The organism is Halobacterium bonnevillei (assembly GCF_009831555.1).
Taxonomy (GTDB): domain Archaea; phylum Halobacteriota; class Halobacteria; order Halobacteriales; family Halobacteriaceae; genus Halobacterium; species Halobacterium bonnevillei.
The window spans coordinates 1-17,336 of sequence record NZ_WUUU01000054.1; the positions used below are offsets into that span (position 1 = coordinate 1).

Annotated in this window: 13 protein-coding genes and 2 pseudogenes; 10 read left to right on the forward strand and 5 right to left on the reverse strand. The window is 67.9% G+C overall.

All coding sequences use genetic code 11. From position 1 onward, the window contains the following. The first annotated feature begins 61 nt into the window (after positions 1–61). Complete coding sequence (locus GRX66_RS08485; RefSeq protein WP_325064014.1) at positions 62–742, forward strand: alpha/beta hydrolase; 681 nt, start codon at positions 62–64, stop codon at positions 740–742. 3 nt (positions 743–745) lie between these two features. Here the strand turns inward: GRX66_RS08485 and GRX66_RS08490 are convergent, their stop codons facing one another. Further along, the gene (locus GRX66_RS08490; RefSeq protein ID WP_159526178.1) at positions 746–2,110 is read right to left on the reverse strand and encodes a cytochrome P450; all 1,365 of its coding nucleotides are present in this window, start codon (positions 2,108–2,110) and stop codon (positions 746–748) included. 98 nt (positions 2,111–2,208) lie between these two features. On the opposite strand from GRX66_RS08490, the gene GRX66_RS08495 reads away from it, so the two are divergent. The 4 genes from GRX66_RS08495 (at position 2,209) to GRX66_RS08510 (ending at position 9,604) form a co-directional block, all read left to right on the forward strand. Further along, complete coding sequence (locus GRX66_RS08495) at positions 2,209–2,853, forward strand: helix-turn-helix domain-containing protein (protein ID WP_159526179.1); 645 nt, start codon at positions 2,209–2,211, stop codon at positions 2,851–2,853. Positions 2,854–2,922: 69 nt separating this feature from the next. Beyond that, entirely contained in the window at positions 2,923–5,196 is a 2,274-nt protein-coding gene (locus tag GRX66_RS08500) for a PAS domain-containing protein (protein ID WP_159526180.1), read from the forward strand. Positions 5,197–5,305: 109 nt separating this feature from the next. Next, complete coding sequence (locus tag GRX66_RS08505) at positions 5,306–7,135, forward strand: acetyl-CoA carboxylase biotin carboxylase subunit (RefSeq protein ID WP_159526181.1); 1,830 nt, start codon at positions 5,306–5,308, stop codon at positions 7,133–7,135. 393 nt (positions 7,136–7,528) lie between these two features. Beyond that, on the forward strand, positions 7,529–9,604 hold the full coding sequence (locus GRX66_RS08510) for a hypothetical protein (protein WP_159526182.1): 2,076 nt from the start codon (positions 7,529–7,531) through the stop codon (positions 9,602–9,604). On the opposite strand, the gene GRX66_RS20290 is transcribed toward GRX66_RS08510, so the two are convergent. After that, positions 9,601–9,735, reverse strand: coding sequence for a DUF7503 family protein (locus GRX66_RS20290; protein ID WP_267903068.1), 135 nt, complete (start codon positions 9,733–9,735; stop codon positions 9,601–9,603). The two genes, GRX66_RS08510 and GRX66_RS20290, sit on opposite strands and share 4 nt — an antisense overlap. Before the next feature lie 201 nt (positions 9,736–9,936). Here GRX66_RS20290 and GRX66_RS08515 point away from each other — a divergent pair, with 201 nt between their 5' ends. After that, complete coding sequence (locus GRX66_RS08515; protein ID WP_159526183.1) at positions 9,937–10,914, forward strand: biotin--[acetyl-CoA-carboxylase] ligase; 978 nt, start codon at positions 9,937–9,939, stop codon at positions 10,912–10,914. 18 nt (positions 10,915–10,932) lie between these two features. On the opposite strand, the gene GRX66_RS08520 is transcribed toward GRX66_RS08515, so the two are convergent. The 3 genes and pseudogenes from GRX66_RS08520 to GRX66_RS08530 form a co-directional block, all read right to left on the reverse strand. After that, on the reverse strand, positions 10,933–11,376 hold the full coding sequence (locus GRX66_RS08520) for a universal stress protein (RefSeq protein WP_159526184.1): 444 nt from the start codon (positions 11,374–11,376) through the stop codon (positions 10,933–10,935). Positions 11,377–11,563: 187 nt separating this feature from the next. After that, positions 11,564–12,579, reverse strand: a pseudogene (locus tag GRX66_RS08525) (amidohydrolase family protein). A 178-nt stretch (positions 12,580–12,757) separates the two neighbouring features. After that, entirely contained in the window at positions 12,758–13,984 is a 1,227-nt protein-coding gene (locus tag GRX66_RS08530) for an HD domain-containing protein (RefSeq protein ID WP_159526185.1), read from the reverse strand. Between the two features lie 121 nt (positions 13,985–14,105). On the opposite strand from GRX66_RS08530, the gene GRX66_RS08535 reads away from it, so the two are divergent. The 4 genes and pseudogenes from GRX66_RS08535 to GRX66_RS08550 form a co-directional block, all read left to right on the forward strand. Beyond that, a complete protein-coding gene (locus GRX66_RS08535; RefSeq protein ID WP_159526186.1) occupies positions 14,106–14,900 on the forward strand; it encodes a DUF7537 family lipoprotein in 795 nt (264 codons plus the stop codon). A 172-nt stretch (positions 14,901–15,072) separates the two neighbouring features. Next, a complete protein-coding gene (gene cofD, locus GRX66_RS08540) occupies positions 15,073–16,083 on the forward strand; it encodes a 2-phospho-L-lactate transferase (protein WP_159526187.1) in 1,011 nt (336 codons plus the stop codon). Then, positions 16,083–16,814, forward strand: coding sequence for a tRNA-dihydrouridine synthase (locus tag GRX66_RS08545; protein ID WP_159526188.1), 732 nt, complete (start codon positions 16,083–16,085; stop codon positions 16,812–16,814). Before cofD ends, GRX66_RS08545 begins: the two co-directional genes overlap by 1 nt. After that, positions 16,811–17,336, forward strand: a pseudogene (locus GRX66_RS08550) (triphosphoribosyl-dephospho-CoA synthase); the annotation flags it as partial. The gene GRX66_RS08545 and the pseudogene GRX66_RS08550, both read left to right, overlap by 4 nt.

The window sequence follows — 17,336 nt, forward strand, 5'->3', positions numbered from 1 at the left end:
CGACCGGTTCTGACCTGAACCCAGCCAAACACTTTTGTGGGGGGCAGCGAGCGTGTGAAGGGTGCAGACAGAAGCCTTCCAGCTAGCGGCGCACGGCGACGAGTTCGAGGCTCGACTGGCGGTCCCCGACGACCCGGACGGCCGCGGCGTCGCGGTGATGCCCGGCGCCGGACACGGTCCCTGGGGCGACATCTTCGACCTGCTCGCCGAGGACGCAGCGAGGGACGGCGCGTACGTCCTCCGATTCGAGGGCTGGCCGACGCCCGACGACCTTGAAGCGAAGACGCTTCGCGAATTCCAGTCCGAACTCGTCGCGGCGCTCGAGCGCTTGCGCGAGGCGGGCTGTACGGAGCTGTCGGTCGTCGCCAAGAGCTTCGGTGGCGGCGTCACCCTCACGGACGTGCCGGACGCCGTGGACCGAGCGGTGCTGTGGGCGCCAGCGACGTTCACGCTCGGCGACACCGACCGCCTGGAAGACGCCCTCGACACGCCCTTCGAGGAACTCATCGAGCCCTCCGAGCGACGGACATTCGCACCCTCCCGGCTGGCCGACGTGGACGTCCCGGTGCTCGTCATCCAGGGGGCCGACGACCGGCCGGAGCTGGTCGAGAACGCGCGCGGCGTGGTCGACGCGCTCCCGGACGCCGAACTCGTCGTCCGCGAGGGCGAGGACCACTCGTTCCGCGGGGACGACCGCGAGCAGGCGGTCGTCGAGCAGACGCTGGCGTTCCTCAGGGACTGACGCTCAGCGCTCGGTGACGACCGCGAGAACGTCCTCGGCCGGTTCGAACGGCGTGCCGAGGTCCGGGTCGACGTCCGGGTTCTGGACCTCGACGTCGACGCTCGCGGCGATGGTGGCGAGCGCGAGGCGGAGTTCCATCGCCGCGAACCGCATGCCGATGCAGTGTCGGGGGCCGCCGCCGAACGGGAAGTACGCGTAGTCCGGGATGTCGTCCTCGAGGCCGTCCGCCCAGCGTTCTGGCCGGAAGGTCTCCGGGTCGTCGAAGAACCGGGGGTCGGTCTGGACCGCGAACTGCGGGAGGACGACCATCGTCCCCTCGGGGACGCGGTAGCCGCCGAGTTCGACGTCCTCGACGGTGTCGCGGAACAGCGCGCCGGCCGGCGGCCGGAGTCGCAGCACCTCCTTCGCGACCCAGTCCGTGTACTGCAGGTCGGCGAGATCCGAGACGCCGGCCTGGCCGTCCGCGAGCACGCCGTCGACCTCGGTCTGGAGTCGCTCGCACGTCTCGGGACGACGGTTCAGGAGGACGAACGCCCACGTCAACGCCAGCGAGGTCGTGTCGTGACCGGCGAACAGGAACGTCATCAACTGGTCGCGGATCTCCGTGTCCGAGGGCGTCGAGGCGTCCGGGTATTCGGCGGCCAGGAGCAACGACAGCAGGTCGTCTGGCTCGCCGTTGTTCTCGGACGTATCCGCGTTCCCCAGTTTCGCGCGTCGTTCCTCGATGATCTCCTCGAGTGCCGCGTCGAAGCGCTCGAACGCCCGCCGGTGGCGCCGCCGAGACGGGAGTGGCACCCAGTCGGGAAGCTGGGTTTCGAGGGAGCCGGCGCGCCCGATTTCGCGGACGGCGTCCGCGAACTCCCGAATGACGTCGACGCGCTCCGAGAGGTCGATGTCGAACAGCGTGCGCGCGAGGATGCGGAGCGTGAGGTCGGAGGCCGCGGACTGGACGTCGATCTGGCCGTCCGCTGCCCAGTCGGCAGCGGCGTCCGCGGCGTAGCCCGCCATCAGGTCGCCGTACGTCTCGACGCGCTCGCGGTAGAACATCGGCTGGAGGAGTTCGCGCTGGGCTCGCCACTGCTCGCCCTCGGTCAGGAGGACGCCCTCGGACATGTAGCCGTCCAGGGACTCGCTGAGCATGTCGGGTTTCTCGAAGGCCTCGGCCTCGTGCAGGAGGACGTCCTCGACGGCGTCGGGGTCGAGGACCGAGCACATGTCGTAGCCGAACATCCGGTAGCCGACGACGCCGCCGTACTCGCGGAGGTCGTCGTAGAACGCGAACGGGTCGCGCCTGAACTGGAGGAAGCTCCCGACCACGGGGTAGCCGTCGGGACCGGGCAGTTGCTCTGCGTCGGCGTGCTGGCTCATGTGTCTGCCTCAGTCGTCCTGCGTGATTGCGCTTGCCGCGTCCATCCTAGCCCATTTATGTAGACTGCAGTGAAAGTACCGGCTGTGAGTGGTCACGCATGAAGCACATGCGCGTCAGACTCGGGTTCCCGCGGCGGACGCGCCACCCGATGCACAACTTCCTGGTCGACCATCCGGGGATGCACCGGCAAGAACTCTGGTCGTGGAGTTTCGTCGGGGACCTGCCGACAGTGCTGTTCCGTGCGGTCGGTGACATCGACGCGTACCGGGAGCGCATCGCGGAGGTCGACGCTGTCGAGCGGGTCGACCTGACGCCGGTCACCGACGGGTCGTTCTACAGTTTCGTGCACGCAGAGCCATCCGAGAGCGAGTGGGAGTGGATGCTGGCCTTCTCCCGCGCGAGCATCGTCGTGATGCCGCCGATCCTCTACACGGACGACGGCGAGGCCGTCTTCGACGTACTCGGCGACCCCGAGGACCTGCGAGGGATGCTCGCTGCGTTCCCCGAGCGCATCGACACCACTGTCGAGCGCGTCGGCGAGTACGACCACTTCCGGACGCCCGCAGCGGCGTTGACCGCCCGGCAGCGCGAGGTCGTCGAGACCGCAACCGAACTCGGCTACTACGAGGTGCCGCGGGACGCAACGCTGACCGACGTGGCCGCCGAACTGGGCGTCGCGGAGTCGACGGTCTCGGACCACCTCCGGAAGGCCGAGGCCGAACTGATGCCGTCCGTCGTGTAAGCGACCACGACGTAACAACTGCGGACAAGTTCCGAATAGTTTATCAAATATCGTAGAATCGTTCGCCGCATGGACGGCGGCATCCAGGCCCTCCTCGTCGACGACGACCCCGCGTTCACGGACCTCACGGCCACCTACCTCGAACGTGTCAGCGATAGTATCACGACGCACACGGAAACTACTCCGGCGGACGCGATGTCGTACGTCCGGAACGCCGACCGCATCGACTGCGTGGTCAGCGACTACAATATGCCTCGCCTGAACGGCCTCGAACTGTTCGAAGAGATCCGAGACCTCGACCCCGACGTTCCGTTCATCCTGTTCACCGGCCGTGGGAGCGAGGAGATCGCGAGCGAGGCCATCTCCGCCGGCGTCACTGACTACCTCCAGAAGGACTCGGGCCAGGAGCAGTACGAGGTGCTCGCCAACCGCATCGAGAACGTCGTCGCCCAGTACCGCGCCGAGCGCGAGGCCGCCGAGACCAACCAGCAACTCGCCCAGGTCATCGACCGCATCAGCGACGCCTTCTTCTCTGTCGACCGGGACTGGACCATCGACTTCATCAACGAGCAAGCTGCCGAGTACACCGGGGCGGACCCCGCCGACCTCGTCGGGACCGACCTCCGATCGGTCCTCCCCGAGGAACGCGCCGCCGACTTCCACGAAGTGTACGAGCGAGCGTTCGAGACGCAGGAACCGGAGACGTTCCAGGCCGAGTCGGCGCTCCGCGCGGGGACCTGGATCGAGGAGCGCGTGTTCCCCGCCGAAGACGGCCTCTCGGTGTACTTCCGGGACGTGACCGACCGAGTGGAGATGGAGACCGAGGTCGCGCGCACGAACCAGAAGATAACCGCGCTCCACGACGTCGCCACCGAGGTCAGCACGTGCTCGACGGCGGCGGAGATATTCGACTTCACCATCGAGGCTGCCGAGGAGGTCCTGGAGTTCGACCTCTGTGCAATCGACAAAGTGGAGGACGGCTGTCTCGTCCCAAAGTCGGTCTCTCAGGGGCTCGTCTCTGACGGGATCTACCGCGAGATGCCGGTCCAGACGGAGGACAATCTCGGCGCGGAGACCTACCGGACGGGAGAGTCCGCCCGCGTCGACGACCTCCAGGCGGCGGGCTACCTGCCCGCAGAGAGCGACTACCGGTCCGGAATCAGCGTCCCGGTCGGGACACACGGCGTCTTCCAGGCCGTAAGCTCCGACGTGGCCGGGTTCACGGCCCGCGACCTCGAACTCGCGGAACTCCTGCTCTCCCACATCGCGGTCGCGCTGAATCGGCTCGTGACCGAACGCGAACTCCGCGCCGAACGCGACCGGTTCGCGACGCTCTTCGAGAACATCCCGCACGCGGTGGGTCGCGGTCGCTACGAGAACGGCGAACCGGTCGTCGACGAGGTCAACCCGACCTTCGAACGGGTGTTCGGGGTCGACGGGGACGAGATAGTGGGGTCGAACCCGGACGACGTCGTCGCACCGCCGGACCCGGCGGTGGAGCCCGAGGCGGTCACCGAACAGGTGCGCACGGAGGAAGCCATCGACGGACGCGAAGTCCGGCGGGAGGCGGCGGACGGCGTCCGCGACTTCCTCCTGCACACGGTCACCCTGGACGCGCACGACGAGGAGGTGTTCGCCATTTACACCGACATCAGCGAACAGAAACAACGCGAACGCGAACTCGAACGGCAGAACGAGCGCCTCGAGGACTTCGCGAGCGTCCTGTCCCACGACCTGGAGAACCCCCTGAACGTCGCTTGCGGACACCTCGAACTCGTAACCGAGAACTGTACGTGCGGAAACCCGGAGTACGGCCCGCTCTTTGACGCCCTCGACCGGATGGATTCCCTCATCGAGGACGTCCTCAGGCTCGCCCGCAACGGGAGCCGTGCGGCCGACCCGGAGGTCGTGGACGTCGCGGACGTCGTCAACCGGGCGTGGCAGACGGCTCGAACCGACGGCTGCGAACTGGTCCTCGACGGCGAACTCGCAACCCTGGAGGTCGACCCCGGCCGGTTCCGCGAGACGCTAGAGAACCTCTTCAGTAACGCCGCTGAACACGTCACGGGTGGTGTCACTGTTCGGGTCGGATCACTGGGCGACGGCGGCGGCTTCTACGTGGAGGACGACGGCCCGGGGATTCCCGAGACGGAGCGCGACGTCGTGTTCGAGCGCGGGTACACGACCAGCGAGGACGGCACGGGGTTCGGACTCGCCATCGTCGACACCATCGCGGCGGTGCAGGGGTGGGAGGTCCGCGTGACGGACGCCGAACACGCGCCGTCGGGCGCGCGCTTCGAAATCCTCGGCGTCGGACGCGACCGCGTCGAGGTGTTTCGGTGAGGTCTACGGCGGCCCGCGGCCCCGCTTCTCGTCAACCTCGTTCCGGATTCGCGTGGACGATTCCGAACCGACAGTATCAGTAGGGCGTCCCCAGAACCAACGCCCAAGAATGTTCGAGAAGGTGCTCGTCGCGAACCGCGGCGAAATCGCCGTTCGCGTGATGCGGGCGTGCGAGGAACTCGGCGTGGACACCGTCGCCGTCTACAGTGACGCCGACAAACACTCCGGACACGTTCGCTACGCGGACGAAGCGTACAACGTCGGGCCCGCCCGCGCGGCGGACTCGTACCTCGACCACGAGGCCATCATCGACGCCGCCGAGCAGGCGGACGCCGACGCCATCCATCCCGGGTACGGCTTCCTCGCGGAGAACGCCGAGTTCGCGGGCAAAGTCGAGGACATCGAGGACGTGACGTGGGTCGGCCCGTCGGCGGACGCCATGGCCCAACTCGGCGAGAAGACGTCGGCGCGGAAGACGATGGAGGCCGCGGACGTGCCGATCGTCCCCGGCACCACCGACCCTGCGGAGTCGGTCGACGAAGTGACGTCGTTCGGCGAGGAGTACGGCTACCCGGTCGCGATCAAGGCCGAAGGTGGCGGCGGTGGCCGCGGCATGAAGATCGTCCGCGGACCGGACGAGGCCGAAGAAGAGTTCGAGTCCGCGAAGCGCGAGGGCGAAGCGTACTTCGACAACGCGAACGTCTACCTGGAGCGCTACCTCCAGAACCCGCGCCACGTCGAGGTGCAGATCGTCGCCGACGAACACGGGAACGTGCGGCACCTCGGCGAGCGCGACTGTTCGCTGCAGCGACGCCACCAGAAGGTCATCGAGGAGGGGCCGAGTCCCGCGCTGACGGACGAACTCCGCGAACAGATCGGTGAGGCCGCCCGGCGCGGCGCCGACGCCGCCGGCTACACGAACGCGGGGACCTTCGAGTTCCTCGTCGAGGAGGACCCGGAGCGCGAGGCCGGCGAACTGCTCGGCCCGGAGACGGACTTCTACTTCCTGGAAGTGAACACCCGCATCCAGGTCGAACACACCGTCACGGAGGCGCTGACTGGCATCGACATCGTGAAGTGGCAGCTGCGGGTCGCGGCCGGCGAGGAACTGGGCTTCGCGCAGGCGGACGTGGAGCTGCGCGGCCACGCCGTCGAGTACCGCATCAACGCGGAGAACGCCGCCGACGACTTCGCGCCCGCGACGGGAGGCCAGCTCGACACCTACGACCCGCCTGGCGGCATCGGCGTGCGCGTCGACGACGCGCTCCGGCAGGACGACGACCTGGTGACGGACTACGACTCGATGGTCGCGAAGCTCATCGTGCACGCGGGCGACCGCGAGGAGTGCCTGCGGCGCTCGGAGCGCGCGCTCGCCGAGTACGACATCGAGGGCATCCCGACGATCATCCCGTTCCACCGGCTGATGCTGACCGACGACACGTTCACAGCCGGGAAGCACACGACGAAGTACCTCGACGAACACCTCGACCCCGAGCGCATCGACGAGGCCCAGCAGCGGTGGGGGACGGAGCCGGCGCCCGGCGGCGAGAGCGACGAGGACGTCGTCGAGCGCGACTTCACGGTGGAGGTGAACGGCAAGCGCTTCGAGGTCAACCTCGAGGAGCGCGGCGCCGCACAGCTCGCGACGGGAGGCGGGGAGAGCGGCGGCCAGCGCCCTGACCACGCGGGCGACGACGCCGAGTCGGAGACGGTCGTCGAGGGCGGCGGCGAGACCGTGGAGTCCGAGATGCAGGGCACCATCCTCTCCGTGGAAGTCGAGGAGGGCGACGACGTCGAACCGGGGGACGTGCTGGTCGTCCTCGAGGCGATGAAAATGGAGAACGACGTGGTCGCTTCCCACGGCGGTACCGTCACGCAGGTGGCGGTCTCCGAGGGCGACAGCGTCGACATGGGCGACGTGCTGGTCGTCGTCGACTGACCCCGAATTATTAAGGCGGGCGCTATCCCTGTGTGACACTATGGCGTGGGTGGCGGCGTCGTGGTGCGACCAGCGGACGGTCGCACCTGACGTATCAGTCTGTTGTACTTTCGGTCGGGGGGCGGGGTCCCGGAACGTCGACCACATCGAACGAGTCCTGGGGCGGCCGGAGGGAGGCTCTGGCCGTCACGCCGTCGACACCGAGTGGGTTAACCGACTCGACGCCGATTTCTTACGAACTGTGTTCGTGCTCACAGCTCCGTGTCCCGCCGGACGCAGATTTCACGGTCCCCCTGTACTCTCCGCGGTCAGTCTTCGGACTCGGCCTCGACGTCCCCGAACGTCGCCGGCCTCGAACTCGACGCGTCGACAGTCGCAGCCACGAGGGATACGATGAAGCCGGCGTTCTCGCCGCTCGTCGACCCGCACGGCATCCAGATCCGTGACCCGATCGAGAACGCACAGTTCGAGTTGTACACGGACCGCGTCGTCGACCCCACCCGGACTGACACCGACCAGTTCGTGTTGCCAGTGGACAGCGCGGTCACAGTGACCGCACAGAAACTGGAGATTCCGCTGCTCGTCAACGTCTTCCGGTGGTCCGCGGACGGCACCCTCGTCGACGAGACAGCCAACCAGCAGCGCGTCGCCTACGACGACGACTGGCACTCACTCGACGTGCCAATCGGACCGATGAAACTGCAGGTCATTGTGGACGGCGAACTCGTGATCCGCCGCTCGGAGAACGCGACGTACGTCGAGTTCCCGTCGCCGACGACGGTCAAGTTGGGGGCCCGGTCGCTGCACGAATCCCCGGCGGGCACAATCACGATCGGTGACGGCGTCGAGGACGCGATGCGCGCGGTCGCGCTCAGCGGGTCTGCACTGAAGACCACGTCCCCGGAGCGGTCGTTCCCGACGCTCAGAGGCCACCCGCCGCTCATCGAACGCGGTGACGGCTTCGACGCACCCGACGCGTTCGAACGCCCGGACACCGGCGTGACGATCCAGATTCCACGCGACTACGGCGACCTCTACCGGGTGAGCACCCTGGCGTACTACCTCGGTGCGGACGTCGTCCCAGGGAAGCGACGCGTGCTGGACGTCGACGGCGACCGCTACGACCTCGAGACCGCCCACGGGTTCGAGTCGGAGGTTTCGACGCTGCTGAAACACGTGTTCTTCCTCGACTGCGTCACTCGGACCGAGGGATTCTACCCGGTGAACCTCCACGAACGGAACGCCGTCGAAGACGACCTCTCGTTCGACCTGGCGGCCGCCTACGAGGCGTCGTTCTCGGAGCGTCTGCGTACCTACCTCGACGTACCGTACGAGGTCACGGAACCGCACCTCCCCCAATGGAAACTGACCGCCGACGTCGAACCCCTTCCCGAGCACGTCGAAGCCATGCCGTTCGTGGCGAACGAACTCGGCGCGGTCAGGATTCCAGGGACGGGTGAGCAACCGGACGTCCACGAGGAGCCCGACGAGTTGGCTTCGTTCTATCGGGCCGAGGGCGCGACTGTGCGGAGTACCACGCGCTCGGTCGGTGACGGTTCGAACATCGTGAAACCCCAGGAGACGGACGCCATCGAGCACGCCTGGATTGCCGCGGGGTTCCCGGTCGGCGCGAGCAAAACCCGAGTGGAGTCGTACCTCCGTCGGCTCGACCGTCCCGTCGAGGAACGGAACTCCATCAGCATCGACATCGTCTGCAACGAGCCCGAAATGACCGAGGAGGACATCGTCGAGGAGTTCTACGGGACGCGGGACCTCTTCGAGTTCGAGATCGACGTTCACTACGAGCTCGGCGGCGACGAGCTCGCGGCCGTCCTCCGCAAGGACACGGACTTCCTGCACTACATCGGACACGTCGACGAGGACGGCTTCCAGTGCAGCGACGGCATGTTCGACGCTCGAACCCTGCGGGAGGTCAACGTGGACGCGTTCCTGTTGAACGCCTGTAAGTCCTACGAGCAGGGCGCAGCGCTCGTCGACAAAGGCAGTTACGGCGGCATCGTCACGCTCGCGAACGTCAGCAACGACCCCGCGGTGCGGGTCGGTCGCGCGCTCGCCCGACTCCTCAACAACGGGTTCTCGCTGCAGGCGGGGCTGTCCGTCGCGCGCAACGTGACGCTGTTCGGGAGTCAGTACATCACCATCGGCGACGGCACCCTCCAGCTCGTCCAGAGTTCGAACGGCACACCTGTCGCCACCGAACTCGTCGAGACCGAGGACGGATACGACTTCACAATTCGCGGCTACCCGACGTTCAGGTCATCTCTCGGTTCGCTGTACACGCCACACATCAAGCGGAATACGAAGCGGTACCTCAACTCCGGCGTCATCGACACGTTCCAGGTGGACGAAGCTGACCTGCGCGAGTTCTTCAGTCACGGCGTCGCACCTGTGCAGTTCGACGGTGAACTCCGCTGGAGTGACGAGCTACTGGAGAACGAACTCAGTTAAGGACCGGGGTTGGTGCTTCCGAGGCTGGCCGCGGCCGCGCCGGTACTGGACAGAAACACCATCAGGCTGAACAGGACGCCGATCATTCGCGGGTTGTTCTGCAGGAACTGCGTGAACTTGTTGTCTGACATCGTCTACCACATCCATTCCCGGGTGGAATATTGAATCTATTTGAAAATAACTGAGATAAAATATCCCCAAATTATCAGAATTGAAAATGTCTCGGCTGCCCGAAACGCTGCTGCGGGTCGTTTTCGAGGTGCAGAGCCGCTCTAATCAATCTTTTCCCCGAAACGACGGGATTTTTGGGGTCCGAGTGTTACCGGACGCCGATGAACGAGACGCGCCGCGCCGTCCTCGACGCCCTCGCGGCCGGCCCAGTGACGGGGCCTGAACTCGCCGAACGGCTGGACGTCTCCCGTGCGGCCGTGTGGAAACACGTCGAAGCGCTCCGAGCGGCTGGCTTCGACGTCGAGAGCGTCGCCGACGGCTACTCGCTCGCCGGCGTGCCCGAATTCGGTGGTCCTGCCGTGGAGTTCGGTCTCGACGCGTCATTTTCGGTGGAGTACCACGACGCGCTCCCGAGCACGAACGACCGCGCGCGAGAACTGGCCGCGACCGGCGAGCGCGACGTGGCAGTGCTGGCGGACCGCCAGACGGGCGGCAGGGGTAGACGCGGACGGGAGTGGTCCTCGCCCTCGGGTGGCGTCTGGATGAGCCTCGTGTTGCGGCCCAACGTTCCGCCGGCGCGTGCGTCCCTGTTGACGCTCGCCGCCGCCGTCGCGGTGACCGACGCCGCCAGAGAGGCAGGCGTCGACGCAGCCATCAAGTGGCCCAACGACGTCATCGTCCCCCGTGACGATTCGGCCGAATCGTCACAGGGCGACACCCCGTCACGCGGCGGCGACAAACTTGCGGGCGTCCTCACCGAGATGGAGGGCGAAGCCAGCGAAGTGTCGTGGGTCGTCGTCGGGATGGGCGTGAACGTCAACGTCGACCCCAGCGACCTCGCCGGCGAGTCGACGAGCGTCCGCGCGGAGGCCGGGGACGTCGAGCGGCGCGTGTTCGTCCAGCGCGTCCTCGAACGATTCGACGCGCTCCGCGACGACCCGGACGCCACCCTCGACGCCTGGCGGGGCCACGCAGCGACGCTCGGCGAACGAGTCCGCGTCGAGACACAGCACGGAGACCTCGTTGGGACCGCGGTGGACGTCACCGCGCACGGAGCATTGGTTCTCGACACTGACGACGGCGAGGAAGTCGTTCACACCGGCGAGTGCCAGCACCTGCGACCAGTCGGCGACCACTGAGTCGTGGCCCTGCCCGCCCTACACTTCGTCCACGCGAACTGTCAACACGGGCACTGACGACGACCGCACGACCTTCTCGGCGACGCTCCCGAGCAGTAGGCGGTCGATGCCGCCGCGACCGTGCGTGCCCATGACGACGAGGTCGCAGTCCTCGTCCTCGGCGTACCTGACGATCTCCCGGCTCGGATTGCCGTCGACGAGCGCGCGCTCGACGGGGACGCCGCGCTCCTGGGCGATGCCCTCGACGTCGTCCAGCGCGGCCTCACCTTCCCTGTTCATCATCGACGCGACGCTCTCCCAGGAGGACTCCATCGGGAGACTGGAGAAACTCGCGGAGTTCACGACGTACAGCGCGTGAATCGTCGCGTCGTGTTCCTCGGCGAGGTCGATGGCGTGCTCGACCGCTCGCCGCGTCTCCTCGGACCCGTCCGTCGGCACGAGGATGCGCTCGTAACGACCCATGTATGACATACGTTGGCGGGGGAGGGCTTAACTTTCGGGGCGTCCTCCCGGGTTCCGGGAACACGCCACCCAACGGCCTCGGCGCCAGAAAACCCCGACTTCAGCTGGTAGCCACCTCGTACCACGTCAAGAACGACAGCAGGCTGTCGCCAGGTGGGGAGACGGATTTTGATCGTGAACGTGCTACTTACGACAGGTGAACGTGCTTCACGTCGCTGGCGCCAGCGCGACGCACGACCGCCCGGATCGCGTCGTGGTAGCCGGCGAGGTTGTTCGAGTCGCCGTCCAGTACGAGCACGCGGGCGTCACGGCCGGCCTGCAGCACGCCGCAGTTCGCGTCGACGACCTCCGCGCCGGCGCGCGTCGCCATCCGCAGCACTTCGGGCGCGGTCACGTCGAAGTGTTTCGCCGCGAACGCCATCTCGCGGAACATCGACGGGCTGTTCGTCATCACGTTGTCCGTCCCGAGCGCGACCGTCGTCCGGTCCAAGAGCTCCCTGACCGGCGGCAGCCCGACGTCCGTCACCAGGTTCGACCGCGGACAGACGGCCACCGGAATCCCGTTGTCCGCCACGCGGTCGAGGTGCAGGCCTTCGGCGTGCACCATGTGGACGAGCAACTCTGGGTCCAGGTCGATTGCGGGATTGATGTCGCTGGCGTCGACCTCACCGGCGTGGATGGCGAACGGCTTCCCGGCGTCCCGCGCGGCGTTGCGCTCCCGCCCGAACTCGCCGTCCGCCGCGCCGCTGGCGCCGAAGCCATCCGCCACGTCCAGCACCTCCGCGCTCCCCCGTCCGAACGCGAACGCCTCGACAGCCAGGTTCATCGCGGCCTCCTGGAGCGCGTGCACGCCCTCGACGCCGCCCTCGCGGAACTCCAGCGTCAGCCCGGTCCCCGTCGCCTCCATGAACCGGAGACTGCGACGCATCCCCTCGACGAGTCCTCGCGGCTCGCGTCAGCCAGCAACTGATGCTTCAGGCCGTCCGGCGGCGCGACCAGTTCCTCGAGCGTCAACCCGCGACCCGCCTCCTTCGCGATCGAGTCCGCGAGGTGCGTGTGCGCGTTCACGAACGCCGGCAACACGATGTTGTCCGACTCCGTCAACTCCTCGTCGAGTCGGACGACCGCACCGTCCTCCACGACCAGCGTCCCCTCCACGGGCTCGAAGTCCTCGCCCCAGAGGACGGTGCCGGAGAATTCCATACCGGGGGACAGAACCTCAGGCCCCGTCAAGCTTACTCGATTGTCTCACACTCACGGCAGCCGCTGGATTCATCCGCAGTACGCCCGCTATACCGCGTAATTCGATTGCCAGCCACAGTGCTCGCGGTTCACTTCGGTCACCGCTCGCCGTACCGTGGTCTCACTCCGTTCGACCATGCTACTCGAAGTCTGCGAGCGACGCGTACCGCCCCGGGGAGTTCACTTCACTGATCAGCGCGCCCTCCGTTTCGAGGCCGAGCACGCGCTCGGCGGCCTTCCCGACGGCCTCGACGTGGCCTGCGGGCGCGTAGACGCCGAAGCGCCACTGCTCGCGCTGGGCGACCTGGAGCGCGTTCACGAGCGTGGACTGCTCGTCGAGGCGGCGGACCTCCCCGTTCACGACGACGCCGGTCGTGGACTCCCGCATCGACGGCTTCCCGGGGACGTCCAGAATCACGCCGTCCTCGGCGACGCCTGCGTCGGCGGCGATCTCTCCCTCGAAGTCGCGGACGGTGTCGTGGTCGGCGTCGATGAGGTCGTCGTCGACGTCACCCATCTCCGCCCAGACGGCGCGCTTGTAGAGGGAGCGCTCCGCGAGCCGGCGGCCGAACTCGCTGCTCTGGTCGTGGGTCCGCAGCGCCACCGACAGTTCGTGGTCGTCCATCCGACGGAGGCGCCGCGCGTCGATCTCCGAGGACTCCAGGAGGCGTTCGGTGCCGCGGCGCAGCATGGACTTACTGATGCGGGCGACGTGGTGGCTGTAGACGGTCGGGTTCATGAGCGCGCGCGCCAGCAGCAGGCTCTCGGCGGTCTGGACGTTCCCTTCGTCCAGCACCAGTTCCCCGTCGATGAACGTGAGTTCGCGCACGAGGCGACCGTGGTCGATTGTGCCGTACGGGACGCCCGTGTGGTGGGCGTCCCGCACGAGGTAGTCCATGCGGTCGACGTCCAGTTCGCCCGCGATGAGCTGCGCGAGTTCACCGTCGCCGCGAACGAGTCTCGCGACGTTACTCGGTGCGATGCCGTGGTCGTCGAGGACGCCCGCGACGGCACCGTCTGCGACGAGCTCGTCGACGTCGTCGTGTGCCTTGCCGGTTCGGCGCGTGAGGAGGTCCTCGACGTTGTGGCTGAACGGGCTGTGGCCGACGTCGTGGAGGATGGCGGCGGCGCGAACGCGCTCGGCGCGCTTCCCCGCAATATCGAGGTGGCCGAGCGCGCGGTCGGCGAGGTGGAACACCCCCAGGGAGTGCTCGAAGCGCGTGTGGTTCGCCGACGGGTAGACGAGCGCGACCGTCCCGAGCTGCTTGATGCGGCGGAGCCGCTGGACGGGCGGCGTGTCCACCAGGTCGGCAGCCACGCCCGCGACCTCGATGTGGTCGTGGACGCTGTCCTTGATGGTCGTCATTGCGCGGGGATTCGGCGCTACGACGTAAAAACCCGCGGACGCTCGCCCACGGCGGGGCGGCGGCGAGCGAGTGCAGCCCCGTTCGGAGGGGTTTTCCGCTCGCCCCGCGAATCTGGGACGTATGCGAAAGCAGATCGCGGCCATCGCCGTCGCATCCCTCCTGATCTTCGCCGGGTGCAGTGCCGGCGGGGACGGCGGGACGACGACCGCCGCCCCCGAGACGACGACTGTACCGGGCGACACGACCACTGGAACCGACGACGGGCCGATCTACGACTCGCCGCTCGACGCGGCGACCGTCGCCGACAACCACGAGTCCGCCATCCGCGACGCGGGGACGTTCACACTGGAGTCGACGTCCAACCAGAGCCAGGGCGACCAGTCGTTCTCGGTGACGTCCTCGGTGGCTGCAGACGTCTCGACGGGCGAGTACTTCTCCGAGCAGAACGCCAGCAACCGCCTCGTCCAGACGTACGGCTACGGGAACGGGACGGCCTACCAGCGCCTCCAGTTCTCCGGCGAGACCCAGTACATGATCCCCCAGCAGTCGCCGAACGCTTCACAGCTGGCCAGCGGCGACCTCCAGTCGTTCGTGAACGCCTTCGAGTTCGAGCACGCGGGCACCGAGTCAGTCGACGGCACGACGACGGACGTCTACGAGGCCAGCGGGTTCGAGTCGCTCAACCAGTCCGCGCCCGGCTTCGGTGACCTCGACGAGGAGAACGTCACGAGCATCGACGCCCGCGTCTACGTCGCCGAGGACGGCCTCGTGAAGCAGTTCGAGTACGGCCTCACGGTCGACACCGACCAGGGCGAAGCGTCCATCGCCATCGAGCAGCGCTACGTCGACGTCGGGTCGACGACCGTCGAGCAGCCGCCGTGGCTCGACGAGGCCCGCGAGAACACCTCCGAGTAACGCGCCGCCGACTCCGCAGTCCGCGACGCTGCTTCTGCAATCTCTCGACACCGCGATTCGCGACACCGCTTCTATCTTCCACCGACACCGCGATCCGTGACACCGCTTCTGCCGCCCCGCAATCGAGCCAGGTGACAAAAGGGTTTACCGCACAGCGCGTCCACATCGGAGTATGACGACGTTCCTCGCTGGGGGGACGGGCACGCCGAAACTCCTCGCGGGCGGCCGCGACGTGTTCGACCCGGCCGAGACCACGGTCGTCGGGAACACCGGCGACGACGTGGAACTCGGCGGCCTGCTCGTCTGCCCGGACATCGACACCGTGCTCTTCGAGGGCGGCGGCGTCCTCGACCGCGAGACCTGGTGGGGTATCGAGGGCGACGACGCCACCACCCACGAGTACCTCACAGAACTCTCGCAGGCGGCGGGTATCGTCGCTGGCCCCCGCTATCTGGCCGACGACCTGCAGACTGCGGGCCGCGACATCGCTCGCTGGCGGCGGTTCTCCGGCGCTTCGGAGTTCATGTTCATCGGGGACCGGGACCGCGCGGTCCACGTCCTCCGTACCAGCCTCCTCGACGAGGGGTACTCGCTGACCGAGGTGACGCGCACGCTCGGCGACGCGTTCGACCTGACGGTGGACGTCGTCCCGATGAGCGACGACCCCGTGGCGAGTGTCGTTCACACGCCGGAGGGAGCACTGCACTTCCAGGAGTTCTGGGTGGCGGAAGGCGGGTCGCCCGCCGTCGAGGACGTCGAGTTCCGGGGCGCGGACGCGGCCGACCCGGCGGACGCCGCCATCGAGGCGATCCGGGACGGTCCCGTGGTTCTCGGGCCGTCGAACCCCGTGACGAGCATCGGCCCGATGCTCGCCCTGGACGGCGTCAGGGATGCGCTGGACGTCGCAACCGTGGTCGCCGTCTCGCCGTTCGTCGACGACGAAGTGTTCTCCGGGCCGGCGGCGAAACTCATGGACGCCGTCGGCTACGACGCGTCCACGCAGGGGGTTGCGGACGCCTACCCGTTCGCTGACGCGTTCGTGCTGGACGACGCCGACGAAACGAGCCTCGACCGGCCGGTCGTTCGCACGGACACGGAGATGACCGACGAAGTCGACGCTGAGCGCGTCGCCCGCGCGTGTCGGGACGCCATCAACACCGTCTCGGACTCGGAGGTGGCGTGATGTTCGCGCCCCGCGTGGCGCTCGCCAGCCTCAGCGGCGAGTCGGACGCCGAGTGGGCGCGAGCGTGCGCTCGCCCCGCGGGCGCGGCGTTCCTCGGCGGTATCGCCGTCGACGACCCGACGCGGGCCGCCGCCCGCGAGATGGTCGACCGCGACCGCAACGAGTTCCTCCCCGACGACCCGGTGGCGTTCGTCGACGACCAGCTCGCCGCGCTCGACGACGACTTCCTGCGCGCTGGCGTGAACGTGCGCGCGACCAGACTCGAGCCGGTGCGGGCGGTGGCCGCGGTCTGCGCCGACCACGACGCGATTCTCGAAGTCAACGCCCACTGCCGCCAAGACGAGATGTGCGACGTGGGCGCCGGAGAGACACTCCTCCGGAACGCCGACGCGCTCTGCGAGCAAGTCGCGGCTGCTAGCGACGAGGGCGCCCCCGTCTCCGTGAAGGTGCGCGCTGAAGTCGAGGGCGTCCACCTGCCGACGCTCGCGAAAGCGATCGAACGAGCGGGCGCGGACGCCATCCACGTCGACGCGATGGACTCCCGGCGCGTCGTCCGGGACGTCGCAGCAGCCACAGACCTGTTCCTCGTCGCGAACAACAACGTCCGGACGCGTGCGGACGTCTTCGAGTACTTCGCGTACGGCGCGGACGCCGTCAGCGTCGGCCGCCCCAGTCGGAACCCCGAGGAAGTGCGCTCGATTTACGCCGCCGTCAAGGAGTGGTTCCTGTGACGCCGGCAGAACACGCGGAGCTCGCGCTCCTCCTCGAGGTAGCGGGCGCCCCGAAACCGGGGAACGTCGACCGGGAGCGCGACCTCCCCGACCTGCACTTCGAGCAGTTCCTCGCGGGAGCCGTCGGCGCGCGGGCGGGCCTCGAGGTGGCTGTCGACGGGCCCGTGGGTGAGGCCTTCGAGACGGCCGTCGCGGGGATGGCGGACGGTGCTGGCACGAACACCCAGTTCGGGTGCCTGCTGCTTTTGACGCCGCTCGTTCGCGCTGCGGGTCGCGGCGACCTCACCCCGAGGGTGCGTCGGCAGTCGTCGAGGACACCACCGTGGACGACGCGGCAGCGTTCTACCGCGCGTTCGAACACGCCGACGTCGCCGTCCGGGACCCGCCCGCGGGCATCGACGACCTGGACGTCAGGCGTGGTGCGGACGCGATTCCGGCGGTCCGCGACCGCGAGGTCACGCTCGCCGACGTGATGGAGTTGAGCGCGGGCCACGACGCGAACGCCCGCGAGTGGGGAGAGGG